This window comes from Methylobacterium sp. TK26 (assembly GCF_055361565.1).
Map to the genome: position 1 here is coordinate 2,814,949 of NZ_CM143965.1, position 24,877 is coordinate 2,839,825.

The 24,877-nt window shown below is 70.2% G+C and carries 26 protein-coding genes and 1 other RNA gene; 13 read left to right on the forward strand and 14 right to left on the reverse strand.

The annotated features are described in order from the left end of the window. Positions 1-89 precede the first annotated feature (89 nt). Positions 90-1,049, reverse strand: coding sequence for a dihydrodipicolinate synthase family protein (locus ACXJ1Y_RS13580; RefSeq protein ID WP_463846769.1), 960 nt, complete (start codon positions 1,047-1,049; stop codon positions 90-92). Between the two features lie 99 nt (positions 1,050-1,148). After that, positions 1,149-1,826 carry a GntR family transcriptional regulator gene (locus tag ACXJ1Y_RS13585; RefSeq protein WP_463850118.1) on the reverse strand — a complete coding sequence of 226 codons (678 nt, stop codon included), beginning with the start codon at positions 1,824-1,826 and terminating at the stop codon, positions 1,149-1,151. A gap of 117 nt (positions 1,827-1,943) precedes the next feature. Between ACXJ1Y_RS13585 and ACXJ1Y_RS13590 the strand changes: the two genes are divergently transcribed. Continuing rightward, positions 1,944-3,536 (forward strand): ABC transporter substrate-binding protein, encoded by a 1,593-nt coding sequence (locus tag ACXJ1Y_RS13590; RefSeq protein WP_463846770.1) that lies wholly within the window; start codon positions 1,944-1,946, stop codon positions 3,534-3,536. Positions 3,537-3,593: 57 nt separating this feature from the next. On the opposite strand, the gene cobT is transcribed toward ACXJ1Y_RS13590, so the two are convergent. Beyond that, positions 3,594-4,619: a nicotinate-nucleotide--dimethylbenzimidazole phosphoribosyltransferase gene (gene cobT / locus ACXJ1Y_RS13595; RefSeq protein ID WP_463846771.1), complete on the reverse strand. Its 1,026-nt coding sequence runs from the start codon at positions 4,617-4,619 to the stop codon at positions 3,594-3,596. A gap of 107 nt (positions 4,620-4,726) precedes the next feature. Between cobT and cobS the strand changes: the two genes are divergently transcribed. From cobS to ACXJ1Y_RS13610, 3 genes are read left to right on the forward strand one after another with little or no spacing between them, the layout of a single operon-like run. Then, positions 4,727-5,551, forward strand: a complete 825-nt coding sequence (cobS, locus tag ACXJ1Y_RS13600) for an adenosylcobinamide-GDP ribazoletransferase (protein WP_463846772.1) — start codon at positions 4,727-4,729, stop codon at positions 5,549-5,551. A 32-nt stretch (positions 5,552-5,583) separates the two neighbouring features. Continuing rightward, positions 5,584-5,796, forward strand: a complete 213-nt coding sequence (locus ACXJ1Y_RS13605) for a DUF1289 domain-containing protein (protein ID WP_463850119.1) — start codon at positions 5,584-5,586, stop codon at positions 5,794-5,796. Next, entirely contained in the window at positions 5,793-6,488 is a 696-nt protein-coding gene (locus ACXJ1Y_RS13610; protein WP_463846773.1) for a retropepsin-like aspartic protease family protein, read from the forward strand. Before ACXJ1Y_RS13605 ends, ACXJ1Y_RS13610 begins: the two co-directional genes overlap by 4 nt. A 101-nt stretch (positions 6,489-6,589) precedes the next feature. Here ACXJ1Y_RS13610 and dusA read toward each other — a convergent pair whose 3' ends face one another. Together dusA and miaA are read right to left on the reverse strand one after the other, a co-directional pair. Next, positions 6,590-7,621 (reverse strand): tRNA dihydrouridine(20/20a) synthase DusA, encoded by a 1,032-nt coding sequence (gene dusA / locus ACXJ1Y_RS13615; RefSeq protein ID WP_463846774.1) that lies wholly within the window; start codon positions 7,619-7,621, stop codon positions 6,590-6,592. A gap of 36 nt (positions 7,622-7,657) precedes the next feature. After that, positions 7,658-8,578 (reverse strand): tRNA (adenosine(37)-N6)-dimethylallyltransferase MiaA, encoded by a 921-nt coding sequence (gene miaA / locus ACXJ1Y_RS13620; RefSeq protein ID WP_463846775.1) that lies wholly within the window; start codon positions 8,576-8,578, stop codon positions 7,658-7,660. Positions 8,579-8,591: 13 nt separating this feature from the next. Here miaA and serB point away from each other — a divergent pair, with 13 nt between their 5' ends. Continuing rightward, a complete protein-coding gene (serB, locus tag ACXJ1Y_RS13625) occupies positions 8,592-9,485 on the forward strand; it encodes a phosphoserine phosphatase SerB (protein WP_463846776.1) in 894 nt (297 codons plus the stop codon). On the opposite strand, the gene ACXJ1Y_RS13630 is transcribed toward serB, so the two are convergent. The 7 genes from ACXJ1Y_RS13630 to ACXJ1Y_RS13660 form a co-directional block, all read right to left on the reverse strand. Continuing rightward, the gene (locus ACXJ1Y_RS13630; protein ID WP_463846777.1) at positions 9,486-10,328 is read right to left on the reverse strand and encodes a hypothetical protein; all 843 of its coding nucleotides are present in this window, start codon (positions 10,326-10,328) and stop codon (positions 9,486-9,488) included. It lies immediately after the preceding gene. 293 nt (positions 10,329-10,621) lie between these two features. Beyond that, positions 10,622-12,136 carry a DegQ family serine endoprotease gene (locus ACXJ1Y_RS13635; protein ID WP_463846778.1) on the reverse strand — a complete coding sequence of 505 codons (1,515 nt, stop codon included), beginning with the start codon at positions 12,134-12,136 and terminating at the stop codon, positions 10,622-10,624. Between the two features lie 121 nt (positions 12,137-12,257). Next, positions 12,258-13,220, reverse strand: a complete 963-nt coding sequence (gene hflC, locus ACXJ1Y_RS13640) for a protease modulator HflC (RefSeq protein ID WP_463846779.1) — start codon at positions 13,218-13,220, stop codon at positions 12,258-12,260. Further along, positions 13,217-14,401: an FtsH protease activity modulator HflK gene (gene hflK / locus ACXJ1Y_RS13645; RefSeq protein ID WP_463846780.1), complete on the reverse strand. Its 1,185-nt coding sequence runs from the start codon at positions 14,399-14,401 to the stop codon at positions 13,217-13,219. The genes hflC and hflK overlap by 4 nt, the downstream gene beginning before the upstream one ends. Positions 14,402-14,642: 241 nt before the next feature. After that, on the reverse strand, positions 14,643-15,134 hold the full coding sequence (locus tag ACXJ1Y_RS13650; RefSeq protein ID WP_463846781.1) for a dihydrofolate reductase: 492 nt from the start codon (positions 15,132-15,134) through the stop codon (positions 14,643-14,645). Between the two features lie 2 nt (positions 15,135-15,136). Further along, positions 15,137-15,931, reverse strand: coding sequence for a thymidylate synthase (locus ACXJ1Y_RS13655; RefSeq protein ID WP_463846782.1), 795 nt, complete (start codon positions 15,929-15,931; stop codon positions 15,137-15,139). Between the two features lie 60 nt (positions 15,932-15,991). Beyond that, complete coding sequence (locus tag ACXJ1Y_RS13660; protein WP_463846783.1) at positions 15,992-16,885, reverse strand: CPBP family intramembrane glutamic endopeptidase; 894 nt, start codon at positions 16,883-16,885, stop codon at positions 15,992-15,994. On the opposite strand from ACXJ1Y_RS13660, the gene ssrA reads away from it, so the two are divergent. Together ssrA and ACXJ1Y_RS13670 are read left to right on the forward strand one after the other, a co-directional pair. Next, positions 16,865-17,046, forward strand: a transfer-messenger RNA (tmRNA) gene (gene ssrA, locus ACXJ1Y_RS13665). The two genes, ACXJ1Y_RS13660 and ssrA, sit on opposite strands and share 21 nt — an antisense overlap. 18 nt (positions 17,047-17,064) lie before the next feature. Further along, a complete protein-coding gene (locus ACXJ1Y_RS13670; RefSeq protein WP_463846784.1) occupies positions 17,065-17,685 on the forward strand; it encodes an SspB family protein in 621 nt (206 codons plus the stop codon). A gap of 105 nt (positions 17,686-17,790) precedes the next feature. Here the strand turns inward: ACXJ1Y_RS13670 and ACXJ1Y_RS13675 are convergent, their stop codons facing one another. Then, on the reverse strand, positions 17,791-19,191 hold the full coding sequence (locus tag ACXJ1Y_RS13675; protein WP_463850120.1) for a cytochrome P450: 1,401 nt from the start codon (positions 19,189-19,191) through the stop codon (positions 17,791-17,793). Between the two features lie 155 nt (positions 19,192-19,346). On the opposite strand from ACXJ1Y_RS13675, the gene fumC reads away from it, so the two are divergent. The 5 genes from fumC (at position 19,347) to mepA (ending at position 22,971) form a co-directional block, all read left to right on the forward strand. Beyond that, positions 19,347-20,756, forward strand: coding sequence for a class II fumarate hydratase (gene fumC, locus ACXJ1Y_RS13680; RefSeq protein ID WP_463846785.1), 1,410 nt, complete (start codon positions 19,347-19,349; stop codon positions 20,754-20,756). Between the two features lie 63 nt (positions 20,757-20,819). Beyond that, complete coding sequence (locus tag ACXJ1Y_RS13685; protein WP_342164292.1) at positions 20,820-21,017, forward strand: DUF4169 family protein; 198 nt, start codon at positions 20,820-20,822, stop codon at positions 21,015-21,017. A 9-nt stretch (positions 21,018-21,026) separates the two neighbouring features. Beyond that, the gene (locus tag ACXJ1Y_RS13690) at positions 21,027-21,254 is read left to right on the forward strand and encodes a ribbon-helix-helix domain-containing protein (RefSeq protein WP_463846786.1); all 228 of its coding nucleotides are present in this window, start codon (positions 21,027-21,029) and stop codon (positions 21,252-21,254) included. A 95-nt stretch (positions 21,255-21,349) separates the two neighbouring features. After that, entirely contained in the window at positions 21,350-21,967 is a 618-nt protein-coding gene (locus ACXJ1Y_RS13695) for a ParB-like protein (protein WP_463846787.1), read from the forward strand. A gap of 83 nt (positions 21,968-22,050) precedes the next feature. Next, positions 22,051-22,971 (forward strand): penicillin-insensitive murein endopeptidase, encoded by a 921-nt coding sequence (gene mepA, locus ACXJ1Y_RS13700; protein ID WP_463846788.1) that lies wholly within the window; start codon positions 22,051-22,053, stop codon positions 22,969-22,971. Here mepA and ACXJ1Y_RS13705 read toward each other — a convergent pair. Then, on the reverse strand, positions 22,968-23,894 hold the full coding sequence (locus ACXJ1Y_RS13705) for a sugar kinase (RefSeq protein ID WP_463846789.1): 927 nt from the start codon (positions 23,892-23,894) through the stop codon (positions 22,968-22,970). The genes mepA and ACXJ1Y_RS13705 overlap by 4 nt on opposite strands. A gap of 110 nt (positions 23,895-24,004) precedes the next feature. Here ACXJ1Y_RS13705 and ACXJ1Y_RS13710 point away from each other — a divergent pair, with 110 nt between their 5' ends. Then, complete coding sequence (locus tag ACXJ1Y_RS13710) at positions 24,005-24,877, forward strand: SDR family oxidoreductase (protein ID WP_463846790.1); 873 nt, start codon at positions 24,005-24,007, stop codon at positions 24,875-24,877.

Genomic DNA, 24,877 nt, shown 5'->3' on the forward strand with positions numbered 1-24,877 from the left:
TGGGCTGTGAACGATCGCGCCCCCGCCATAGCGCCGACGGCCCCTCCGGCGCAAAGGCGCAGTGCGCCGGCCCTTCCGGTTCGAGACGGTCAGGCCGCGTCCCGTGCGCATTCCTCGGCCCACGATGCGTACCACGCCTTGAATAGCTTCAACTGCGTCTCCGCGTAATGGCGCTGCCCGGCGCTCAACTCGTCGGAGGCATTGAAATGCAGGGCGTATTCCGGGTTCCCCTCTAGGACCATCAGGTACTTGTAGAAGAGAACGAGGTCGGTCCCCTCGTCGAAGCTCGACAGGATCCCGAGGGCCGAATCGAGCTCCATCGCTCTCCGCCGCGCCGAGACGTCGCCCGTGGCCGCCTTCTCGCACAGCGACACGAGGTGCAGCACCTCGCGCGGCAGGACGTTGCCGATGCCCGTGATGGCCCCCTTGGCACCGCAATTCACGTAGCCGTGCACCACCTGCGTATCCACGCCGACCATCAGGGTGATGTCGGGGGACTGACCGGTGATGTGCTCGGCCGCGTAGGTCAGCGACTGGGCGCCGCCGAACTCCTTGAACCCGACGAGATGGGGGTAGCGGGCACGCAGGCGGAAGAAGAGGTCCGCCCGGGTCTCGAACCCGTAATAGGGGCTGTTGTAGATCACCGCCGGCAGGTCGACCGCCGCCTCCAGGATACCGGCGAAATGCGCTTCCTGCGCGGAGGCGGCACTGCCGCGCGACAGGACGCGCGGAATGACCATCAGGCCATGGGCGCCGGCCGCCTTGGCATGGGCGGCGAGCGCCGCCGCCCGCTTCGGGTTCTGGGCTCCCGTCCCCACGATCACCTTCACGCCGGCCGCGAGAAGCCGCTCGACGCCCTCCATCCGCTCCTCGTCGGTCAGGAGCGGCCAATCCCCCATCGAGCCGCAATAGACGACCGCCGACATCCCCGCCGCGACGAGTTCCCTCCCCTTGCGGGCCAGCGCCTCGAAATCGGGCGACCGATCCGGGCGGCAGGGCGTCATCAGGGCCGGGATCGTGCCGGAGAAGATCTGTCGGTCGGAGGCCATCGGCGGTTCGTCCGGTCTGAGGAGGCAGGGGCGCAGCGGCGTCGGCGCGCCGGGCGGGTCGCCTTTCTGTGACAGCGATCAGCCTCCCGCGCAAGGATTTTATACAATATGGACGTTCTCGGTGCGCACCTTCGGTTCGCTGAGAAACGCCAGCAGCGCGGTCGAGACATGCGTGATGTGATCGAACAGGAGGGCGCAGGCGGCCGATGCATGCCCGTTCCGGCAGAGGCGGACGATCTCGCGATGCTCGCGGTCGGCCCGCGCCAGCTCCGCCGCGTCGGTCGAAAGCTGGACACGGGTGTAGCGGTCGCATTCCGTCAACAGGGAGCCAACGAGGCCGAGCGAGCGCGGGCGATCCGCACGGCTGTAGAGGAGAAGGTGCAGCTGCGTGTTGAGCGTCCCCCAGCGGGCTGTCGCACCGTCGCGCAGGGCGGCGGCGTAATCGTCCAACAGCCTGTCGGCATGATCGAAATCGGCTTCCGTCAACCGGGGTGCGGAGAGCGCGAGGAGGCGCGGCTCGAGGATCGACCGGAGTTCCAGGGCTTCGGCCGCATCGGCCGGGGATAGCGGCGCCACCGTCGCGCCCCGGTGCGGATGGATCCGCACCAACCCCTCGGCTTCAAGCTGGAACAACGCCTCGCGGACGGGAATCCGGCTGGCGCCGAATTCCGCCGCCAAGCCGTCCTGGCGCAGCTGCGACCCGGCCGGATAGCGCCCGTCGAGGATGCGCTGCCGGATCTCGGCGCCGATCGAACCCGCGATGGTCCGGTTCTTCATCGTTTCGCCCACTCAACATTCCCACCCGAAACAGAACCCTTGACGGCCGACCCTTGGCTTGAAATTGTATAAAATCATGAGGGCATCGATGCCCGAGCACAAGAGGGGTCGACCGCGATGACGCTCCACCGTCGCCAGCTACTGGCCGGCACCGCCTCGGCGGCCGCCGCCGGGATCGGCCTCCCCTATCGTGCGAGGGCGCAGTCGGGCGGCAGCGTGTTGCGCTTCATCCCCTCGACGCCGCTGCCATCCCTCGATCCGATCGTCGCCACGAGCTACGTGATCCGCAACCACGGCTACCTCGTCTACGACACGCTGTTCGCGACAGACGAGTCGTTCCGGATCCAGCCCCAGATGGTCAGCGCGTGGCAGACGGCGCCGGACGGCCTGCGCTGGACCTTCCATCTCCGGGACAGGCTCACCTTCCACGACGGCACCCCCGTCGAGGCGAAGGACTGCATCGCCTCCATCGCGCGCTGGTCCAAGCGGGATGCCTTCGGGCAGACGCTGGCCGGGTTCGTGGCGGAGTACGGGCAGGAGGACGCGCGGACCTTCACCATCAGCCTGAAACAGCCCTTCCCGCTGCTGCCGGCGGCTTTGGGCAAGCTGTCGTCCAACGTGCCCTTCATCATGCCGGAGCGCATCGCCCGGCAGGATGCCTCCAAGCCGATCACCGAGGCGCTCGGCTCCGGCCCGTGGCGCTTCGAGGCGCGTGAATGGATCCCGGGCCAGAACGCGATCTACACACGCCACGCCGCCTACCGGCCGCGCGAGGAGCCGCCCTCCTGGGCGGCCGGCGGCAAGGTCGCCAAGATCGACCGGATCGAATGGCTCGCGCTCACGGAGGCCTCGGCGGCGGTCGGCGCCATGATGCAGGGCGCTGTCGATTGGTACGAGCAGCCGCCGATCGACCTCATTCCCGTTCTGAAGGGCAAATCGGACATCGAGATCCGCAACGTGCCGCTCGGGGTGATCCTGCTGATGCGGTTCAACCACACGCAGCCGCCGTTCAACAATCCCGAGATCCGGCGGGCCGTGATGATGGCCATGAAACAGGACGACTATCTTCAGGCGGTGGTCGGCAATCCGGAATACTACAAGGAAGCCAAGACCTTCTTCACGCCAGGCTCGCCGATGTCGACTGGGGCGGGCGGGGGCGCCGCCATGCAGGCGGACCTCGCCAAGGCCAAGGCGATGCTGGCCAAGGCCGGCTACGCGGGGGAGCGGGTGGTGTTGCTGGCGCCGGCCGATCAGCCGATCGCCTACAACCAGTCGCTCGTGACCCAGGATCTTCTCAAGCAGCTCGGGATGAACGTCGATCTGGTCTCCACCGACTGGGGCAGCTTCATCGCCCGGCGCGGCAACCGGGGGCCGGTCGATGCCGGGGGCTGGTCGGTGTTCCACACCCTCTGGTCGGGTGCCGACGTCCTCAACCCGGCCCTGCACCCGCTGATCCGCGCCAACGGCCAGGCGGCATGGTTCGGCTGGCCGGACGACCCGATGCTCGAGGGCCTGCGCAACGAATGGATCGCGACCACCGACGAGGCGCGGCAGAAGGCGCTGGCGGCACAGATCGAGGAGAGGGCCTTCTCCGTCGTGCCCTACGCCCCGGCGGGCCTCGTTCAGCAACCGATGGCCGTGAGCAGGAAGCTCAAGGGCATGGTCATGGCGCCGGTCCAATTCTTCTGGAACATCGAGAAGACCGGCTGAGATCGCTTCGCTCCGCCCGCAAGGGCGGCGGGGGGTTCCCGCCGGGAGAGCGCGGCGTCACCCCGTGGGGGGCGCCGCCTTCTCGGAGACCCCCGCCTGGGCGAAGGTCGCCATGCCCTTATGGCAGGCGAGCGCGCCCTTGATGATCCCCATCGCCACGGCGGCGCCGGAGCCTTCGCCGAGGCGCATCCCGAGCGACACGACCGGCTTCAGGCCGAGCCGTTCCAGCACCTCGGCATGGGCGCCCTCGGCCGAGACATGGCCCGCGACGCAATGATCGAGGGCGGACGGATCGAGCGCATGGAGCACCGCCGCCGCGGCGGTGGAGACGTAGCCGTCGATCACCACCGGCACATGCTGCAGCCGCGCGGCGAGGATGGCGCCCGCCATCGCCGCGATCTCGCGTCCGCCGAGGCGGCGCAGGACTTCGAGCGGATCGTCGAGATGCCCGGCATGGCAGGCGAGCGCCGCCTCCACCGCCGCGACCTTGCGCGAGAACCCCGCGCCATCGACGCCCGTGCCGCGCCCGACCCAACGGGCGGGATCGCCCCCGAGCAGGGCGGCGTAGAGCGCCGCCGCGACGGTGGTGTTGCCGATGCCCATTTCGCCGATGCCGAGACAATCGGTGCCCGCCGCCACCGCCTCCATGCCGAAGGCCATGGTGGCGACGCAGGCGCGCTCGTCCAGCGCCGGGCCCTCGGTGATGTCGCCGGTCGGCACGTCGAGGGCGAGGTCGAACACCTTGAAGCCGAGCCCATAGGCCGAGCAGAGTTGGTTGATGGCCGCGCCGCCGGCCGCGAAATTGTCGAGCATCTGGCGGTTCACGGCATCGGGGAAGGCCGAGACGCCCTTCCTCGTCACCCCGTGGCTGCCGGCGAAGACGCAGACCAGCGGCCGGTCGAAGCTCGGGGGCGCCTTGGCCTGCCATGCGGCGAGCCACGCGACGAGATCCTCGAGCCGGCCGAGGGCGCCTGCGGGCTTGGTGAGCACCGCATCGCGCTCGGCGACGGTGGCGGCGGCCTCGGCATCGGCGCCCGGCATGGTGCGGACGAGGTTGCGGATGTCGTCGAAGGGCCCGCTCATCGCTGCCTCGATCCTGTGGGTAGCCGCGTTCCGGGCGGACGAAACCGGCGCCGCCCGCTATGAATGGTGGAGCCGGTGCATCGAACCGGGCATGCGGGACCGCTTCGATGGACAGGCAGACCGGCGGCGAGGCCGAGTGGCCAGGGCGCGAGGCCCTGCACGATCTCGCCGCGTGCCTGCGCTTCTACTCCCGCCTGCCGGTACCGCAACTGCCGGGCGAGCCGGACCCCCACCGCGCTCCGGATTTCACCCGCCTGCCCCGGATGCTGCCGCTGGCCGGCGTGATCCTCGCGGCGCCCGCCGCCCTGGTGCTCGCCGCCGGCTGGCTCGGGGGGCTGGGGCCGTTCCTCTCGGCGACCCTCGCGGCGGCGACCCTCGCCGTCACGACGGGCGGACTGCACGAGGACGGCCTCGCCGACCTCGCGGACGGGCTCGGCGCGGGCGGCGACCGGGCGCGGATGCTCACGATCATGCGCGACAGCCGCATCGGCTCCTACGGCGCCCTCGCCCTGTTCCTCGCCCTCGCCCTGCGGATCGGTGCGCTGGCGACGCTCCTCGACCGCACCGGCCTGCCCGCCGCGACGGGCCTCGTCCTCGCCGCCTCCCTCTCGCGGGTGGCGGCGCTGGCGCCGATGGTGCTGCTGCCCCCCGCCCGCAGCGACGGGCTCTCGGCCGCCGCCGGGCGCCCCAGCCACGGGAGCCTCGCGATGGCCGGTCTCGTCGGGCTGGCGCTGGCGCTCGCCGCCCTCGCCCTCGGGCTCGAGCCGGGCGGGATCGCCGCGATGATCGTCCTCTGCGGCCTCGCGGCCTATGGCGTCACCGCCCTCGCCCGGCGGCGCCTCGGCGGGCAGACGGGCGACGTCATCGGCGCCTGCCAGCAGGCCGCCGAGATCGCCGCCCTGCTCGGTCTCGTCGCGGCCCTGGCGCCTTGACCGCGCCACCCTCGTCCCACCACATCCCCCGCATGCCCGCCAGCCCGCCCAAGCCGTCCAGCCCCTGCACCAAGATCTGCGTGCTCGATGACGCGACCGGCCTGTGCCGGGGCTGCGGCCGGACCCGCGCCGAAATCGCCGCCTGGGGGATGATGCGCGAAGCAGAGCGGCAAGCGATCATGGCCGGGCTCGATGCACGGCTGCGCGCCGCCTACCCCGCCCTGGCGGAGCCCTCCGGCGCATGATCTGGCTCGGCCTCGGGGCGCTCGGGCTCGTCCTCGCCGCCCTCGTCCTGTCGGACGGCGGCGACACCATCGGCGGCGGTTTCTCCCCCGACATGCTCGCCAACATCGCGTGGACGGGCACGATCCTCGCGCTGATCGTCGCCGGGTTCTGGCGGCAGTTCCGGGCCTCGCCGCTACGCCACGTCCAGGCGCTCGCCGCCTGGGGATTGATCGGCGCGGCCCTCGTCCTCGGCTACAGTTACCGCGACCGCCTTCAGGACGTCTCCGCGGGGGTGATGGGCGACCTGCGCCCCGGCGCGGCGGTGGACGGCCCCGGCGGGACGGTCACGGTCACGCGGCGCTCGGACGGGACGTTCCGTGTGCGCGGCCAGATCGGCGGGGCGAGCCAGGACTTCCTGTTCGACACGGGGGCGAGCAGCGTGGTGCTGACGGCCGAGAACGCGGCCTCCCTCGGCTTCACGCCCCGGCCCGACGAGTTCACCGCCCGCGTCTCCACCGCGAACGGCCCGACCAGCGCGGCCCCGATCCAACTGGACTCCCTTTCGGTCGGGTCGATCACCGAGCGCAACGTGAACGCCATGGTGGCCCGGCCCGGCGCCCTCTCCGGCAACCTCCTCGGCCAGACATTTCTGGACCGCCTCTCCCGCTACGAGGTGCGGGGCGACAAATTGGTCATGACCCAGGGGCGCTAGGGCAGTGACGCACTCACTCCGTTCATGCGTCCCTGCCCTAGCTCCTTGTTTTTGCATCAATTTTTCCAGACACGGCTGACGCCTTCGTCTGGATCGATGCACTAGGCGGCTTCCCGCGCGTCGCCCCTGTCCCGCGAGACCAGCGCGATGGCCGCGCGCAGGGTGTCGAGGTCCGCCTCGGGCCGCATCCCGTGCGTCGAGAGGTGGCGGCGGAAGGCGCGGGCGCCGGGCCGCCCGTTGAACAGGCCGAGCATGTGGCGCGTCACGGCGTGAAGGCGCTCGCCCGATTGCAGCACGCCCGCCACGTAGGGCTCGAACGCTTCGAGCGCCGCGAAGGCGTCGGGCGCGGGCGCCGGCACGCCGTAGAGATCGGGATCGACCCGTAGCAGCAGGGCGGGCTCCATGTAGGCCGCGCGGCCGACCATGGCACCGTCGACCTCCGCGAGGCGCGCCTGCACCTCCGCGATGGTGCGCAGGCCGCCGTTCACCGCCAGCGGCAGGGACGGCCGCGCCTGCTTCAGGCGGGCCGCCCGGCTGTAATCGAGGGGCGGCACGTCCCGGTTCTCCTTCGGCGACAGGCCCTTGAGCCAAGCTTTGCGGGCATGGACGACGAGCCCGTCCACCCCCGCCGCCACGACGGCCTCCGCGAGGGCATCGAGGGCGGCTTCGGGATCCTGATCATCGACGCCGATACGGCACTTCACCGTCACCGGCACCCGCACGGCGCCCTTCATGGCGGCGACGCACGCGCCGACGAGGGCGGGCTCGCGCATCAGGCAGGCGCCGAAGCGGCCCTCCTGCACTCGGTCGGACGGGCAGCCGACATTGAGGTTGATCTCGCCGTAGCCGAACCCTTCGGCGATCCGCGCCGATTCGGCGAGATCGGCCGGGTTGGACCCGCCGAGCTGCACCGCCACCGGATGCTCGACCTCCGAGAAGCCGAGTAGCCGTTCCCGGTCGCCGTGGATCACCGCGCCGGTCGTGACCATCTCCGTATAGAGCCGCGCCCGGCCCGACAGCGCCCGGTGGAAAGCGCGGCAATGCCGGTCGGTCCAATCCATCATCGGGGCGACGGAGAACCGCCAGCCCGGAAGGGCGGCCGGCTCGTCCGCATAGGAGGCGGGAGAAGTCACGGGCAGGATCTGCGGCTTTGGGAAGATGCCGTTCCTCTAGCAGAAGTCCGGCCGGGCGGCATCCTCGGGATCGACCCAGCGCCATGCCTCGCCCATCTGGTGGCGGAACCACGTGAATTGCCGCTTGGCATAGGCACGGGTGTCGGCCTGCCCCCTGGCGATGGCCTCGTCCAGGGCGAGCGTGCCGTCGAGATGGGCGATCAGGCTCGGCACGCCGTGGGCGCGCATCACCGGCAGCATCGGATCGAGCCGCCGGGCGCGGAGCGCCGCCACCTCATCGAGCGCCCCGGCCGCGATCATCGTGCGGAAGCGGGCATCGATCCGCTCGCGAAGGACCGCCCGGTCGGGGGCGAGGAACAGCTTGACCAGATGCCGGCCCGCCAGCGGCCCGGGCACGGGGTCGCCGTAGAAGCTCGCGATGGGGCGGCCGGTGGCGGCGAGGATTTCCAGCGCCCGCATCACCCGCATCCGGTCGCTCGGGCGCAGCCGCGCCGCCCCCTCGGGATCGCGGCGGGCGAGGTCGGCATGCAGCGCCTCCGTGGGCCGCCCCTCCGCTTCACGGCGGATTTCCGCGCGAACCGCCTCCGGCACGGGCGGCAACTCCGAGAAGCCCTGTTCGAGGGCGCGGAAATACAGGCCGGTGCCGCCGACGAAGACGGGCATCCGGTCCTCGCCCTCCCCGAGCAGGGCCGCCGCATCGCGGGCGAAATGGCCGAGGGAGTAGTTCGTCGCCCCGTCCACATGGCCGTAGAGCCGGTGCGGCACGGCCGCCTCCTCGGCCGCATCGGGCCGGGCGGTGAGAACGCGCAGATCCGCATAGACCTGCATCGAATCCGTGTTGACGACGACACCGCCGGCCGCACGGGCGATGCGGCTCGCCAAGGCCGACTTGCCCGAGGCGGTCGGGCCTGCGATGAGAACCGCCGCCGGGCGATCCCCGGCTTCCCACAACGGCAAGGCTTACCTCCGCATGCTGGTCGCGGTCCTGATAGCAAACCCGGACCGCCCGGCCATCACGGATGCGGTGCTGGCGGAAAGCCGCCGGGTGCTCGCCACCGAGCATCCCACCCGCATCCTCCACCGTGAGGTCGCCGCCGAAATCCTCGTGGACGGCGATCCTGCCGACGCCGCCGCGCTCACGGAGCGCCTGCGGACGGCGCTCGGCAGTGAGCCCATCGACCTCGCCGTGCTGCCGGCCGACGCCCACCGCCGCAAGCGCCTGTTCCTGGCCGACATGGATTCGACCATGATCGAGCAGGAATGCATCGATGAACTCGCTGGGACGCTCGGCCTCAAGGACCATGTGGCGGCGATCACCGAACGGGCGATGCGCGGTGAGGTCGCCTTCGAGCCCGCGCTGCGCGAGCGCGTCGCCCTCCTGAAGGACATTCCGATCGGCGTGGTGGACGGCCTCATCGCCGATACCCTGACCTTGACGCCCGGAGGGCGCACCCTGGTGCAGACCATGGCCGCCCACGGCGCCCATACCTGCCTCGTGTCCGGCGGCTTCACCCTGTTCACCGGCCCCATCGCGGCCAAGCTCGGCTTCGCGGAGCACCGGGCGAACCGCCTCGCGGTGGCGAACGGCAAGCTCACGGGCGCGGTCGAGGACCCGATCGTCGGCAAGGCCGAGAAGCGCGCGACCCTCATGGAATTGCGCGACCGGTTCGGCCTCGCGCCCGCCGAGACGATGGCCGTGGGCGACGGCGCCAACGATCTCGACATGCTGGGCGAGGCCGGGCTCGGCGTCGCCTTCCGCGCCAAACCGGCGGTCGCCGCCGCCGCGCGGGTGCGCGTGGAGCACGCCGACCTCACCGCCCTCCTCTACCTTCAGGGCTATGCGGCCTCGGAATTCGTCGGCTGATCAGGCGGCGAAGATGCGCCGCTGGTAATCGATCACCAGTTCGTCCACGGCGGCCGCCGTCAGCGCGGCCTCGCCCTTGGGGCGAAGCCAGAGCCACGACATCATCCGGTAGCGCGCCTCGACGCAGAGCAGCCACGAATCCCAGTCCGACCAGTTCCGCAGGAGCGGGATGTTGCGGATGTCGCGTAGGCCGTCCTTGACCTCGCACACGTCGAAATAGCGCTCGGCCGCCAGCCTCAACTCTGCGATGGCGCTCTCCCGCCGGACGGGGTCGGTGAGCAGGAAATCGTGGAGTTCGATGATGACGTGGGATTTCTGAAGCCGGCTGAGAACCGCGTCGGAGAACAGCGAGAACTCCGCCCCCTCAATGTCGCAGAGCACGACGCATTGCGGCAGCGGGACACCGCGCGCCTCCACGAGATCGAGGAAATCGGGCGTCGCCTCGCCGAAGACGGAGACTTTGTCTGCGACGCCGTGGGCCTGCGCCATCTCGGCAAGGCCCCGCCGCCGGTCGGCGTCCAGCTCGAAGATGAGGCTTCGGCCGAAGGCGCCGACCTCGACCAGCCCCACGCCGAACACCCCATCCGCCCCGCCGAGGTCGACCAGCACCTTCCGGGGGCTGCGGAGCAGATCGAGGATGGCGCAGACGGAGACCTCGTAGGTCCCGAGGATGTAGGCGCTGGAGATGATCTCGGCCCAGTTGCTGGGCGGCACGCGGAACCCCTTCAGGATCCCGTACTGCACCACCGAATCGCACTGCGACCGGATCATCATCGACAGGTACTCGCGCCGCGCATGGACCGCGCGGCTCGTCGTGTCGTCGAAATAGCGGAGCAGTTCCATGCCGGATCGTCAAATCAACCAGAGCGTCGGAGACGACGTTTCTAGCTATCCGGCATGGCAATAGCCAGCGATCGGGCGAATTAACAATATTGGGTTGAGCAATACTGAGATTGCAACCCTTAGTTACAATCTCTCACCCCGTTCCACCCACCAACCTCATCCCGAGGTGCCCGTGAAAGCAGGCCTCGAAGGAAGGTTCCAGATCACGCAGCGATCTCTGGAGCGATCCTTCGAGGCAGCTTCGCCGCACCTCAGGATGAGGTGCGGGCCGGGATCCGTGTGTCGGCTCTATCTCAGTCCAGCCCAAGCGCCACGAAGCGCACATCACCATTCGCGGCGGCGACGAGCAGGAGCACGGACTTGCGGCCGTCCTTCTTCAGGGCGTCGATGCGCTTGGTCACGTCGGACGGCGTCGAGACGGCCTCCTGGCCGACCTCCACGATCAGTTCGCCCGGCTGAATGCGCTTGTCGGCGGCGTTCGAGCTGGGATCGACGCGGGTCACCACGACGCCCTTCTGGCCGTCCTTGATGTTGTAGCGCTTGCGCAGATCGTCCGTGAGCGAGGACAGGTTGAGGCCCAGAGCCTGACGCACGGCGTTGTCGGCGTCGGGCTGCTTGAGGTTGGCCTGCTGCGGCTTCTCGTTGTCCTCCAGGCGGCCGAGCGTGACCGCCTTCGTCACTTCCTCGCCCTTGCGCACGACGACCACATCGACCTTCTGGCCGACCGGGGTGGAGGCGACGATGCGAGGCAGGTCGCTCGACGCCTTCACCGCCGTGCCGTTGAACTTCACGATGACGTCGCCGACGTCGAGACCGGCGGTCTTGGCGGGGCCCTTCTCGTCCACGCCCGCGACGAGGGCGCCGCGCGCGCCGCCCTTGAGGCCCAAAGCCTCGGCGGTGGCGTCGTCCACGTTCTGGATGCGCACGCCGAGCCAGCCGCGACGGACCTCGCCGAACTCGCGCAGTTGGTCAATCACCTGCTTGCCGGTGTTCGACGGGACGGCGAAGCCGATGCCCACCGAGCCGCCGGTCGGCGACAGGATCGCCGTGTTGATGCCGATGACCTCGCCGTCCATGTTGAACAGCGGGCCGCCGGAATTGCCCTTGTTGATGGCCGCGTCGGTCTGAATGTAGTTGTCGTAGGGGCCGGACTCGATGTTGCGGCCCCGGGCCGAGACGATGCCGGCCGAGACCGAGCCGCCCAGGCCGAACGGGTTGCCGATGGCGATCACCCAATCGCCCGGCCGCATCTTGTCGGAATCGCCGAAGGGCACTGCCTTGAGGGGGCGGTCGGCCGTGGGCTTCACCCGCAGCACGGCGAGATCGATCTTGGAATCCTTGCCGATGATCTCGGCCTTCAGCTTCGTGCCGTCGTGCAGGATCACCTGAATGTCGTTGGCGTCGCCGATGACGTGGTTGTTCGTCACCACGATGCCGGAGGCGTCGATGATGAAGCCGGAGCCAAGCGAGTTCGACTTGCGTGAGCGCGGCGCCTCCTCGCTGTTGCCGCCGCCGCCCCCGCGACCGCCGCGCTTGTTGAAGAACTCCTCGAACAGGTCCTCGAAGGGCGTGCCCGGCGGAAGCTGCGGCATGGTGCGGCTGGAACGCGCCTCGACGGTGGTCGAAGCCGAGATGTTCACCACCGCGTCGGTGACCTGCTCGGAGAGATCGGCGAGGGAGGCCGGTCCCTTGGCGAAGGCCGGCGCCGGCAGGGTCGCGCCCAGCACGGTGACGCCGAGCATGATCGCCGTGGCGACGGGGCGCAGGCGGGTGAACGGCCCCGGACGGGATGCCTCGACGGGGTTCATGGCGGACCTCTTCAGCAAAGCGTTTCCCTCAGGCGCCGGCCGCTGCATGGCGGCCGGCGGTTCGTCACGGGTCATGCCCGTGCAAAGGTAGCCCGCGGACGCGCAGCGTCCAGCGTCGGGGTCAGCGCGCCGCGCCCACCGTGGAGCCCGTCGTGGCCGCCGGATCCTGGCCGGGGCGCCCATTGGCCGGCGCCTGCCCAGTTTGGCCCTTCGGATCGCTGAAGAAGCGGAAGAAATCCGTGTTCGGGCTGATCACGAGGCGCGTGTCGGGACCCTTCAGCCCCGTCTCGTAGGCCTGCATCGAGCGGTAGAACGCGAAGAAGTCCCGGTCCTTGGCGAAGGCATCGGCGAGGATGCGGTTCTTGTCGGCGTCGCCCTGTCCGCGCAGCTGCTCGGACTTCTGCGTCGCCTCGGCGAGGATCACCGTCACCTCCCGGTCGGCCTTGGCGCGGATGGTCGCCGCCGCCTGCTCGCCGTTGGCGCGGATGTCGGCCGCCTCCCGCTCGCGCTCGGTCTTCATCCGCCGGTAGACGGCGGCCGAGTTCTGCGCGGGCAGATCGACGCGGGTCATGCGCAGGTCCACGATCTCGATGCCGAGCGCCCTGGCCTGCCGGTTCACGTCTTCCTGGATGTTGTGCATCAGCTGGCCGCGCTCGTTCTTGACGATGGCGTCGCGGGTCGAGCGGGCGAGCACGCTGCGCAGGCCGGAATTGGTGAAGCTCTGCAGGCGCTGGTTGGCGAGGTTGATGTTCCCCACCGACTGGTAGAAGCGCAGCGGATCGAGGATCCGGTAGCGGGCGAAGGCATCGACTTCGAGGTTCTGCCGGTCGGCCGTGAGGATCGTCTGGACCGGCAGGTCGAGATCGAGCACCCGCTTGTCGAAGGTGATGACCGTCTCGGCGAACGGGATCTTGAAGTAGAGGCCCGGCTTCTCCTCGCCGGTGGCGTTGAGAACGGCGCGGACGCGGCCGAACTGCAGGACGAGGGCCTGCTGCATCTGGCCGACGACGAAGACCGACGCGTAGAGGCCGATCGCCACGATCGCCGCGACGACGATGAGGCCGGTGCGGAGTGCCTGGTTCATCGGGCGGCTCCCGTCTGGGCCGGGCCACGGGCGCCGAACTCGGAGAGGGGCAGCACGGGCAGCACCCCCGCCGCCGTGGAGGCGGAGCCGGGCGACCCGTTCTGGTCGATGATCACCTTGTTCACGGAGCCCAGAACCTTCTCCATCGTCTCCAGGAAGATCCGCTCGCGGCTGATCTCCGGGGAGAGCTTGTACGAGGCGTAGACCTCGTTGAAGCGCGCCGCTTGACCGGTGGCATCGGCGGTCGCCTTCGTCTTGTATGCCTCGGAGGCCTGGACGATCTGCGAGGCCTTGCCTCGGGCCTGCGGGACCTCACGGCTGGCGTAGGTCTTCGCCTCGTTCTGCGCGGTGTCCGCGTCCTGCTGCGCGGCGTTCACGTCCACGAAGGAGGGACGCACTTCCGGCGGCGGGTTCACCGAGACGAGCTGCACCACCTCGATGCGCACGCCCGCGCCGTATTCGTCCAGCGCCTTCTGGACCATCTCCTTCACTTCCTGCGCGATGCTCGCCTGCTCGTTGGTGAGGATCGCCTGGATGTTCCGGCGGCCGATCACCTCGCGCATGGCGCTCTCGGCGATGGCCTTGATGGTGCCTTCGGGGTTCTGGATGTTGAACACGAAGTCCGAGGCCTTGAGCGGGTTCACCCGCCACTGCACCTCGAAGTCGAGATCGACGATGTTCTCATCGCCGGTCAGCATCAGGCTCTCGTCGGGCACGTCGCGGTTGCGCGTCTGGCCCGGCCCGGTGCGGTAGCCGACCTGGATCGAGTTCACCTGACCGACATTCGGCTTCACGACGCCGCCGATCGGATAGGGGAAGTTGTAGCGAAGGCCCTCGCCCGTCGAGCCGACATAACGGCCGAAGATGGTCTCGATGCCGACCTGATAGGGCTCGACCTTATAGAAGCCGGTGGCGAGCCACACGGCCACGGCGAGCGCCCCGATCACCAGGGCCCCGCGACCGCCGCCGAAGCCGGAGCCGCTGCCCGAGGGGCCGCCCGGTCCGCCACCGCCGGGGATGATCCGCCGCAGGCGGTCCTGGCCGCGCCTCAACAGATCCTCGAGGTTCGGCGGGGTGTTGCCACCGCCCCCGCCCCCGCCCCAGGGTCCACCGCCGTTGCCGTTGGGGCGCCCCCACGGGCCGCCACCACCGCCACCGCCATTCTGATTGCTCCAAGGCATCCTGGCCGTCGTCTCCTGACCTGCCGCACCCGCCGCGCCCGCGTCTGGGCGCCCCCTGCCAACGGTCGCACCCGCCGGCTCAATCCCGAGTGCCGCCCAATCGCCTGGGATTCACACCGTCGACATCCACAGAGGCGCAGGCGACGGCGGACCCCTCACGGCACCTGCGGGTCCGCCCCCCTCGCTGTCAAGGCTGGCAGGTGGGCACGGCGAGGCCCGAGTACAACCGCGACGGGCCGCCTCAGCGCAATCGTGCCAAGTCGATAAATGCGTAAGGATAATCGTCCCTGGGCCCGGCCGGGTGCGCCTCGCGGGACACCTCGCGGTAGGCCGCGCGGTCGAAGGCCGGGAAACGCACGTCGCCTTCGGGCTCGGCCTCGACCTCCGTCAGGTGGATGATGTCGGCCTGCGGCAGGGCGAGTGCGTAGACCTTCGCGCCGCCCACCACCATCAGCCGGTCCCCCGCCGCCGCGACGGCGCTCTCCCAATCATGCACCGTCTCGGCGCCCTCCACCCGGAAGGCGGGATCACGGGTGAGCACCAGCGTCCGACGGCCGGGCAAGGGCCGCCCGATGGACTCCCAGGTGCGGCGGCCCATGAGCATCGTCGTGCCCATGGTGAGCGCCTTGAACCGCTTGAGATCGCTCGACAGGTGCCACGCGAGCCCGTTGTCCCGTCCGATGACGCCGTTGCGGGCGACCGCGACGACGAGGGCGATGGTCGGTGCGGCCATGGTCAGACGGCGACCGGCGCGGAGATCGCCGGGTGCGGGGCGTAGCCCTCGATGGCGATGTCCTCGAAGCGGAAGGCGAAGAGATCGCGCACCGCCGGGTTCAGGCGCAGTTGCGGCAGGGGCCTCGGCTCGCGCTCCAGCAGGGTGCGGGTCTGGTCGAGGTGGTTGCGGTAGAGGTGCACGTCGCCGAAGCTGTGCACGAAATCGCCGGGGGCCAGCCCCGAGACCTGCGCGACCATATGAGTCAGCAGCGCATAGCTCGCGATGTTGAAGGGCACGCCGAGGAAGGCGTCCGCCGAGCGCTGATAGAGCTGGCAGGAGAGCCGCCCCTCGGCCACGTAGAACTGGAACAGGCAATGGCAGGGCGCCAGCGCCATCCGGTCGAGATCGGCCGGGTTCCAGGCGGAGACCACGAGGCGGCGGGAATCCGGGTTGCGGGCGATCTCGTCGAGCACCCAGCGGATCTGATCGACGCTGCCCCCATCCGGCTTCGCCCAGGAGCGCCATTGCCGGCCATAGACCGGCCCAAGGTCGCCCGCCGCGTCGGCCCACTCGTCCCAGATCGTCACGCCGTTCTCGCGCAGATACGCGACGTTGGTGTCGCCCGCGAGGAACCACAGCAATTCGTGGACGATGGACTTCAGATGCAGCCGCTTCGTCGTGACGAGCGGGAAGCCCTGGCTCAGGTCGAAGCGCATCTGGTGCCCGAAGACCGAGAGGGTCCCCGTGCCCGTGCGGTCCTCCTTGGCCACCCCCTCGTCGAGGAGTTTTCGGAGCAGGCTCTGATACGCGTCCATCGGACGAGCCTGCGCCGCCGGGTCGCCGGGGGCAAGCCCGGCGCGGCCCTGTCCCCAGGGTCAGTGCGGCCAGAGCAGGTAGACGACCAGCGCGAGGTTCGACCATCCGTGCAGGGCGATGCCGGGCCAGAGCCGTCCGGTGCGCCAGCGCAGCAGGCCGAGGGCGAAGGCGAGCGGCAGCAGCGAGATTGGCCGGGCGAGGCCGAAAGACGAGATATGCGCCAGCGCGAAGACGAGGGCCGTCGCGCTCACCGCCCAGACCGCCCCAAGGCTGCGGTTGACGAGGTGATACATCTCGCCGCGCACCAGCAGTTCCTCCGCGAGCGGCGCGAGGATCGTGAGGTAGGCGAGCCACGCCACCACCGCCGTCCGGTCCATGAAGGGCGAGAGGCGCAAGCCCCGCCCGAAACCGCCGCCCATCAGTTCGGCCGTGCCCGTCACCCAGGCGATGTGCAGGACCGGCCAGAACAGCAGGATACTGAGCAGGACCACGGGCCGCAGGCCGTTCGCCTTTTCCCTGTCGAGGGCGAGGCGGCGGCGCCAGCCGCTGCGGTCACGCCGCCACGCCCAGGCGATCACCATCGAGGCGAGGAGAACCTGTCGCAGCACATCGACGGCGAAGGCCCTGTGGGCGAGCTGCACCACGCCGACGAACGGTCGCCGCGCCGTCGGCAGGAACGGATCGATCCCGTACCAGAGGTCGAACCCCACCCGCACGATGCCGAGGGCGGCGAGGCTCGCGACGCCGAGGCAGACGATGCCGAAGGCGACCATCCGGCCGAGGGCGAGGAAGGTCGGCCCGAGCCCATGCGCGCCCGTCCGATCGCGTGGGTGCGCGTCGGCGGCCACACTCGCCGGATCGCCCATCGCCTCCGGCATGGTTGCGGCGTGATCGGGCTTCAAAACCGGGCCGATCCCCTCTATATTCGTTTTGCCGGTCGTAAGGCCGGCCATGGCGATAAACGTTCTTCGAAATAAACCTATCGGACCCGGGGGCGGTACCCGGCGCCTCCACCCAAGCCCAGGACCGATGGCCGCAAGGCCGCGGTGGAACCCACGGGGCTTCGGCAGGGGCGAAGGTGGATCGACGAGGGCGTAGGGGCGGCGGACGGGTCGGGCAAAGCGAACGCAGAATGGCAGACGACCTGATTCGCTACGACCTGCTGGTGCAGGACGCCCTTCGCGGCGTCGTCCGCAAGGTGCTCTCGGATGCCGCCCAGAACGGGCTGATGGGCGAGCACCACTTCTACGTCTCGTTCCGCACGGAAGCGCCGGGCGTGCGCATCTCGCAGGCCCTGCGGGACAAGTACCCGCAGGACATGACGATCGTCCTGCAGCACCAGTTCTGGGACCTGAACGTCACCGAGCATGCCTTCGAGGTCGGGCTGTCCTTCTCCGGCGTGCCGGAGCGGCTGCTGGTGCCATTCGATGCGCTCTCCGGCTTCTTCGATCCCTCCGTGCAGTTCGGCCTGAAGTTCGACCTCGGCGAGGTCGGCAACGACCTCCCGGCCGAGCCCGAGGCGCCGGTCGCCAAGAACGGCCCGCGCGGCGCGGCGTCCGAGCCGGGCGAGGTCAAGCCGAAGACCGGCACCGGCCTCGCGACCATCGGCGCGACGGGCGTCCCGACCGTGCTGCCGGCCGCCACCCAGGGCGGCAAGACCGACGACAAGGCCTCCCGCCCTGCCGCCAAGAAGGACGGCGAGGAAGGCACGGCCGAGGTCGTCAGCCTCGACGCCTTCCGCAAGAAGAGCTGACGCTTCCGTCATTGCGAGCGGAGCGAAGCAATCCAGGGACACGCTCCGTTCGGAGGTGTTCCGACGCCCTGGATTGCTTCGTTGCACTCGCAATGACGGGGGAATTCACCCCCTCACCTCGGCATCCATCCGCAACCCGTGCTCCGGCCGGAGCGTGACCCTGTGCAGGGGCGTCACCGGCGGATGGTCCAGCGGCAGGCGGAAGCGGACGGCGCGGAGGACGTGGGCGAGGAGGATCGTCGCCTCCTGCACCGAGAAGCTCTGCCCGATGCAGACACGAGGCCCTGCCCCGAACGGCAGATAGGTGAAGCGCGCGATCTGCTCCCGCCGACCGGGCATGAACCGCTCCGGCATGAAGGCATCCGGCTCGTCCCAGAGCAGATGGTGGCGGTGCAGCACCCAGGGGGCGATCAGCACGAGGGAGCCCTTGGGCACCTTGATCCGCCCGAACCGATCCGGCTCGATGGCCTGACGGCTGAGGAAGGGCACGGGCGGGAACAGGCGCATCCCCTCCTCCACCACGGCTCGCGTGAAGGGGAGCGCGTCGAGGGCGAAATCCCCCTCGCCCGCCGCATCGATTTCCGCCTCCACCTGCTCCTGCGCCGGCTCGTCCTGCGAGAGGCAGTAGAGCGCCCAGGTGAGCGCGTTGGCGGTCGTCTCGTGGCCGGCGGCGATGAAGGTGGCGATGTTCGCCCGCACCGCGAGGTCCGTGAGGCCGTTGCCGGTCTCGGGATCCTGCGCGGCGAGGAGCAGGGTCAGGAGATCCTGCGGCGCCTCGGCGGTCTCCATCAGCGCGCGACGCCGCGTGATGAGTTCATCGACGATCTCGGCGAAGTACCGCCCGGCGGGGCGCGCCCGCAGCCGGCCGATGCGCGGGATGAAATCCGGCATGCCGAACACGTCGAGGGGGTCGATGGGCCCGACCGCTTCGAGGAAGCGGGTGATCGCCCGGCCCAGGGCGTCCGGGTCGCCGGACAACCCTTGCGTGAAGATCGTCCGTTCCAGCACGTCGAGGGTGGCGCGGGTCATCTCCAGGGCGACATCGACGCGCATCCCGTCGCGGCGGCGCAGGCGCTTGGCGATGCGGGCACCGGCCGCGTTCATCGCAGCCTCGAAGCTACGCACGGTGCGCGCGGAGAAGATCGGCGCGAGCGTCCGCCGTTGCAGCCGCCACTCGTCGCCCTCGGCGCTGAGCAGTCCGTTGCCGAGGCCGGGCGCCAGCACGCGGCGCTGGAGGTCGTCCTTGCGGTAGCGTTCGGCGTTGTCGATCAGCACCTGCCGGATCAGCGACGGCTCGCTCACCACGGTGATGCGCCCCATCACGCCCTCGGCCGCCACCACGGGCAGTCGGAAATGGGCATCCGCCCAGGTGGTGATCGGGTTGCGCCGGGCGGCCTTGAGGAAGTCGAGCAGGCCGAGCGGCTGCGTCAGCGGCGGCGGGACCGGCGGGCGGAAGCGAGTCGCGGCGGCGTGTCCCTGGACGGGATCGGATAGGTCGGTGGACAGGCTCGTCGCTCCCGGGCTCGTGGTGGCCGTCGCCGCCCCGCCGTTAATGGTGGACAGAGCGGCATGGATGTCGGGCAGCCCCGACCCTGCGGCATCGCGCTCGGCCCCCGCCTCCGTTAAGTAGGCACCGCACCGCACCAGACGTAGAGGCCACGATGTCGCCCACCGAAACCGCGACCCGCACCGAGTCCGACACCTTCGGCCCGATCGAGGTTCCGGCCCATCGCTACTGGGGTGCGCAGACCCAGCGCTCGATCCAGAACTTCAAGATCGGCACCGAGCACATGCCGGCGCCGCTGGTCCATGCGTTGGGCCTCGTGAAGCAGGCCGCCGCGCTGGTGAACAAGGATCTCGGCGTCCTGGAGCCGAAGCTCGCCGACGCCATCGCCGCCGCTTCCGCCACCGTCGTGGCCGGCGAGTACGACGACGAGTTCCCCCTGGTGGTCTGGCAGACCGGCTCGGGCACGCAATCGAACATGAACGCCAACGAGGTGATCGCGAGCCTCGCCAACGAGGCGATGGGCGGCCAGCGCGGCGGCAAGAGCCCGATCCACCCCAACGACCATTGCAACCGGGGCCAGTCCTCGAACGACACCTTCCCCACCGCGATGCACATCGCCGTGGCGCGGGAGATCGAGGGCCGGCTGATGCCCGCCCTTTCGCACCTCCACGAAGCCCTCGACGCGAAGGCGAAGGCCTTCGAGAGCATCGTGAAGATCGGCCGCACCCACCTGCAGGACGCGACCCCGGTCTCGCTGGGCCAGGAATTCTCCGGCTACGCCACCCAGGTGGCCCTCGGCGGCGCCCGCGTCGCCGCGACCCTGCCGGGCGTGCTCGCCCTGGCGCAGGGCGGTACGGCGGTGGGCACGGGCCTCAACGCCCACCCCGAATTCGCCGACCGCTTCGCGGCGAAGGTCGCGGAACTGACCGGCCTGCCCTTCACCTCGGCGCAGAACAAGTTCGAGGCGCTGGCCACCCACGACGCCCTGGTCTTCACGCAGGGCGCGCTCTCGGCGCTGGCCGCCGGCCTGTTTAAGATCGCGCAGGATATCCGCCTGCTCGGCTCCGGCCCGCGCTCGGGCCTCGGCGAACTCTCCCTGCCGGAGAACGAGCCGGGCTCCTCGATCATGCCGGGCAAGGTGAACCCGACCCAGTGCGAGGCGCTGACGATGGTCTGCGCCCAGGTGATCGGCAACGGCACCACGGTGAGCTTCGCCGGCTCGCAGGGCAATTTCGAGCTGAACGTGTTCAAGCCCGTGATCGCCAACGCCGTGCTGCAATCGGTGCGGCTCCTCGCCGACGCGGCGGTGAGCTTCACCGACAATTGCGTCGTCGGCATCAAGGCCAACGAGGACAAGATCGCCGACCTGATGAGCCGGTCGCTCATGCTGGTCACGGCGCTCGCCCCCTCCATCGGCTACGACAAGGCCGCGACCATCGCCAAGACGGCGCACAAGAACGGCACGACCCTGAAGGAAGAAGCGCTCCGCCTCGGCTACGTGACCGAGGAAGAGTTCGAGCGCGTCGTGCGGCCGGAGACCATGCTGGCGCCGAGCGCCGAGTAAGACCGGGACGGGCCGGCGCGGTTCTTGCGCCGGCCCCGATGACGGACAGGGAGGGTTCGCGGGATGGGTGAGGTCATCAACCTTCGTCAGGTCCGCAAGGCCCGCGCCCGCGCCGAGGCCGACGCGCAGGCGGAGACGAACCGCATCGCCTTCGGCACCCCGAAGAAGACGAAGACCCTGCAGCAGAAGCGCAAGGCGCTGGAGGAGACCCGGCACGAGGGCCACCGCCTCGAAGAGCCGGAGGACGGGGCCAAGGATTAGGCCGATCCGTTGAGCGGGATCGTCAAACGGTCGGTGATGATCGCCGGCCACCGCACCAGCGTGTCCCTCGAAGACCCGTTCTGGCAGGCGCTCACCGCCCTCGCCGCGGGCGAAGGGCGCTCGGTCCAGGCGCTGATCGGCGCCATCGACGGCGCACGCGGGGAGCAGAACCTCTCCTCCGCGATCCGTGTCCATGTCCTCGACGCCGCGCGGAAGGGGCTCCTCCTCACATCGTGATCCCCCCTGCCCCGTGAGGGAGCCGCCCGGCCGTGACTTGCGCCGTCGCCGTGATCTACCTGCGTGATCACGACGCAACCTCCCGAGAGGCGCTCATGGCCAACCGCGAACCGCTCCTGAAGAGCATCCCGATCAGCGAGCTGCGCCCGACGCAGATGACCGTTGGCTTGAGGGAGGTCGCCGAGAAGCGGCGCCGCTGGCAGGCATACGATGCCGAGAAGAAACGCGCCTTCCTCGGCGCCCACATGATCCCGACCCTGCTCGGCCCGAAGAAGCGGCACTTCGTCATCGACCATCACCACCTCTCCCGCGCCCTGCACGAGGAGGGCGTGGAGGAGGTGCTGGTGACGGTGGTCGCCGACCTGCACGACCTCGGCAGGGACGCCTTCTGGACCGTGTGCGATCACAAGTCCTGGGTGCACCCTTACGACGAGGAGGGCATCCGCCGGGACTTCACGGACATCCCGAAATCCATGTCCGACCTGAAGGACGACCCGTTCCGCAGCCTCGCGGGCGAGTTGCGCCGGGCCGGGGGCTTCGCCAAGGACACGACGCCATTCAGCGAGTTCCTGTGGGCGGACTACCTGCGCCGGAACATCAAGGGGAAGCGGGTCGAGGACGACTTCTCGGCGGCGCTCGAGAAGGCGCTCTCCCTCGCCAAGTCGAAGGAGGCCGGCTACCTCCCCGGCTGGTGCGGGCCGTCGAAGGGCTGACGCTCCCGCGATCCTGCCCGAAAAACGCCGCGGCCTTCGGCGAGGCTGCAGCGTTTCTCCGCGCCTCCCGGACCGACGCCCGCATGACGCTTCCGCGCCTCGCCTGCCTCACGACCTTCGCCGCCCTGGCCCTGACCGGCGCGGCGCATGCCCAGGACAGGGGGAGCGTGAACCCGAAGCCCCTGCCGCCGCTGGCCAATCCGGACGATCCCTCGACGCCGGCCAAGGCCCTGTTCGGCCGCGTCACCCGCCCGAGTTCGGGGGCGCCGCACATCTACGGCTTCTACGCCAAGGGCTGCTTCTCCGGCGGCGAGGCGCTGGCCCTCGACGGGCCGCACTGGCAGGTGATGCGCCCCTCCCGCAACCGGATGTACGGGCTGCCGGTGATGGTCGATTTCCTCGAACGCCTGTCCGAGAAGGCGACGCGGGTCGGCTGGCCCGGCCTCCTCGTGGGCGACATGGCGCAGCCGCGCGGCGGGCCGATGATCACCGGCCACGCCTCGCACCAGATCGGCATCGACGCCGACGTGTGGCTCACGCCGATGCCCGACCACCGGATGAGCCGCGCCGAGCGCGAGGAGACCTCCGCCACGGACATGGTCCGCAGCGACCGCCTCGACATCGACCCGGATGTCTGGACGCCGAACCACCTGCAACTGATCAAGCTCACCGCCGAGCAGCCGGAGGTGGAGCGCATCTTCGTCAACGCCGCGATCAAGAAGGCCCTGTGCCGGGAATCCGGCGGGGGGCGCTGGCTGTCGAAGGTCCGCCCGATGTACGGGCACAATTATCACTACCATATCCGCCTGAGCTGCCCGGCGGGCCAGGGCGATTGCCAATCGCAGGACCCGCCGCCCTCCGGCGACGGCTGCGACGACCTCGGCTACTGGTTCTCCGACGCGGTGCTTCACCCCAAGCCGCCGAAGACCAAGCCGAAGCCCAGGCCGCCGATGACCATGGCCGCCCTGCCCGCCGCCTGCCGCGCGGTGCTGAAGGCGCCCTAGCCCGGCATCGCCTCGCGGGGGATGATCGCGCCCGGATGGGCGATGACCACGGCGGCGAGCCGGTGCCCGGCCCGCGCTGCGGCGGCCGGGGCCTCCCCCCGGAGGCGGGCGGCGAGGTAGCCGGCGGCGAAGCTGTCCCCGGCGGCGGTCGTGTCGACGGGCGACACCCGCTCCGGCACCGGCACCGCCTCGGCGGGGCCATCACCGCGCACGAGGCAGCCCGGCTCGGCGAGCTTCACCACCGCCTCCGCGACGCCGGCCCCGTCGAGCCAAGCCAGCACCGCGTCGGGTGAGCAGTCCCCCGCGAGCGCGGCCCAATCCTCGCAGCCCGCGAGCACCACGTCGCTGAGCCCGGCCATGCGGTCGTAGGCCTCCCGGGCCAGCGCGCGATCGGGCCAGCCGCGCGGCCGGAAATTCGTGTCGAAGGCGATCCGCGCCCCGCCCGCGCGGGCCCCTTCCAGGGCGGCGAACAGCGCCTCCCGCGCCGGTCCGGCGAAGAGCGACAGGCTGATCCCGGAGAGGTAGACGAGTCCCGCCCCGGCGAGCGCCGCCTCCGTCGCCGAGCTATGGGGCGGGTCGAACAGCCGGCGCACGGGCGCCGCGTCCCGCCAGTAGAGGAAGCGCCGCTCGCCGTCCGGGTCGGTCTCGATGACGTAGAGCCCCGGCAGGCTGCCGGGGATGCGGCGGACAGGGCCTGTGCCGATGCCCTCGTCCTCCCAGGCGCGCAGCATCTCCGTGCTGAAATCGTCGTCGCCGAGGGCGGTGACGTAATCGACCGCCGCCCCCAGCCGGGCGAGGTAGAGGGCCGTGTTGAGGGTGTCGCCGCCGAAGCCGCGCGAGAGCAGCCCGTCGGGCCGCGTGCGCAGTTCGAGCATGCATTCGCCGAAACAGGCGACGCGGCGTCCGGTCAGGTCGGCGGGCATGGTCGGGCCTCCTGTTCGCGTCCCATCGCCACGGGACAGGCGTGGAACGTGAGCGAACCGCGTCCTGTTGGCGGGGTAACTGGCGCAGGGCGCCTGCAGAAGGACACCCCATGACCGATCCGCTTCACAAGTATCCCCGTCCGCCCTTCGAGGGCCAGCCGCAGAGCTTCCCCGGCAAGACCGGCAAGATGAGCCCCGAGCCGGACCACGGCGAGGAGAGCTACAAGGGCTCGGGCAAGCTCACCGGCAAGGCCGCACTGATCACCGGCGGCGATTCCGGCATCGGCCGGGCGGTGGCCATCGCCTATGCCCGCGAGGGCGCCGACGTCGCGATCTCCTACCTCCCCGACGAGCAGGCGGATGCCGAGGCGGTCGGCCAGTGGATCGAGAAGGCGGGCCGCAAGGCGCTGCTCCTGCCGGGCGACCTGAAGCAGGCGAGCTACGCCAAGGAGATCGTGTCCAAGACCGCCGAGGCGTTCGGCCGGCTCGACATCGTCGTGAACAACGGCGCCTTCCAGCAGCCCGGCAAGAGCCTGGACGAGATCGAGGACCACATCTTCGAGGACCACTTCAAGACCAACGTGTTCGGCTCGTTCTACGTCACCAAGGCGGCCCTCGCGCATCTGAAGCCGGGCTCGTCGGTGATCTTCACCTCGTCGGTGAACTCGAAGCATCCGATGCCGACGCTCATGGCCTACAGCGCTACCAAGGGCGCGCTGAGCAACATGGTGTTGAGCCTCGCGCAGCTCCTCGCAGAGAAGGGCATCCGCGTGAACGGCGTGCTGCCGGGCCCGATCTGGACGCCCTTCATCCCCGCCGGCATGAGCGAGGACGCGGTGAAGTCCTTCGGCAGCCAGGTGCCGTTCGGCCGCCCCGGCCAGCCCGCCGAACTCGCCTCGGCCTATGTGATGCTCGCCGCCGAGGAGAGCAGCTACACCTCCGGCGCCCTGATCACGGTGGCCGGCGCGATGCCGGTCCTCTAG

What these genes read in the sequence shown, in the direction of transcription:
- ACXJ1Y_RS13710 (WP_463846790.1), top strand. Translation starts at nt 24,005, where the DNA reads ATGACCGATCCGCTTCACAAGTATCCCCGTCCGCCCTTCGAGGGCCAG.
- ACXJ1Y_RS13605 (WP_463850119.1), top strand. Translation starts at nt 5,584, where the DNA reads ATGCCCGCCAGCCCGCCCAAGCCGTCCAGCCCCTGCACCAAGATCTGC.
- fumC (WP_463846785.1), top strand. Translation starts at nt 19,347, where the DNA reads ATGTCGCCCACCGAAACCGCGACCCGCACCGAGTCCGACACCTTCGGC.
- ACXJ1Y_RS13635 (WP_463846778.1), bottom strand. Translation starts at nt 12,136, where the DNA reads ATGAACCCCGTCGAGGCATCCCGTCCGGGGCCGTTCACCCGCCTGCGC.
- ACXJ1Y_RS13590 (WP_463846770.1), top strand. Translation starts at nt 1,944, where the DNA reads ATGACGCTCCACCGTCGCCAGCTACTGGCCGGCACCGCCTCGGCGGCC.
- ACXJ1Y_RS13660 (WP_463846783.1), bottom strand. Translation starts at nt 16,885, where the DNA reads ATGGCCGGCCTTACGACCGGCAAAACGAATATAGAGGGGATCGGCCCG.
- ACXJ1Y_RS13670 (WP_463846784.1), top strand. Translation starts at nt 17,065, where the DNA reads ATGGCAGACGACCTGATTCGCTACGACCTGCTGGTGCAGGACGCCCTT.
- cobS (WP_463846772.1), top strand. Translation starts at nt 4,727, where the DNA reads ATGGACAGGCAGACCGGCGGCGAGGCCGAGTGGCCAGGGCGCGAGGCC.
- ACXJ1Y_RS13695 (WP_463846787.1), top strand. Translation starts at nt 21,350, where the DNA reads ATGGCCAACCGCGAACCGCTCCTGAAGAGCATCCCGATCAGCGAGCTG.
- ACXJ1Y_RS13685 (WP_342164292.1), top strand. Translation starts at nt 20,820, where the DNA reads ATGGGTGAGGTCATCAACCTTCGTCAGGTCCGCAAGGCCCGCGCCCGC.
- ACXJ1Y_RS13655 (WP_463846782.1), bottom strand. Translation starts at nt 15,931, where the DNA reads ATGGACGCGTATCAGAGCCTGCTCCGAAAACTCCTCGACGAGGGGGTG.
- cobT (WP_463846771.1), bottom strand. Translation starts at nt 4,619, where the DNA reads ATGAGCGGGCCCTTCGACGACATCCGCAACCTCGTCCGCACCATGCCG.
- ACXJ1Y_RS13650 (WP_463846781.1), bottom strand. Translation starts at nt 15,134, where the DNA reads ATGGCCGCACCGACCATCGCCCTCGTCGTCGCGGTCGCCCGCAACGGC.
- ACXJ1Y_RS13705 (WP_463846789.1), bottom strand. Translation starts at nt 23,894, where the DNA reads ATGCCCGCCGACCTGACCGGACGCCGCGTCGCCTGTTTCGGCGAATGC.
- hflK (WP_463846780.1), bottom strand. Translation starts at nt 14,401, where the DNA reads ATGCCTTGGAGCAATCAGAATGGCGGTGGCGGTGGTGGCGGCCCGTGG.
- ACXJ1Y_RS13580 (WP_463846769.1), bottom strand. Translation starts at nt 1,049, where the DNA reads ATGGCCTCCGACCGACAGATCTTCTCCGGCACGATCCCGGCCCTGATG.
- hflC (WP_463846779.1), bottom strand. Translation starts at nt 13,220, where the DNA reads ATGAACCAGGCACTCCGCACCGGCCTCATCGTCGTCGCGGCGATCGTG.
- ACXJ1Y_RS13585 (WP_463850118.1), bottom strand. Translation starts at nt 1,826, where the DNA reads ATGAAGAACCGGACCATCGCGGGTTCGATCGGCGCCGAGATCCGGCAG.
- serB (WP_463846776.1), top strand. Translation starts at nt 8,592, where the DNA reads ATGCTGGTCGCGGTCCTGATAGCAAACCCGGACCGCCCGGCCATCACG.
- ACXJ1Y_RS13630 (WP_463846777.1), bottom strand. Translation starts at nt 10,328, where the DNA reads ATGGAACTGCTCCGCTATTTCGACGACACGACGAGCCGCGCGGTCCAT.
- ACXJ1Y_RS13610 (WP_463846773.1), top strand. Translation starts at nt 5,793, where the DNA reads ATGATCTGGCTCGGCCTCGGGGCGCTCGGGCTCGTCCTCGCCGCCCTC.
- mepA (WP_463846788.1), top strand. Translation starts at nt 22,051, where the DNA reads ATGACGCTTCCGCGCCTCGCCTGCCTCACGACCTTCGCCGCCCTGGCC.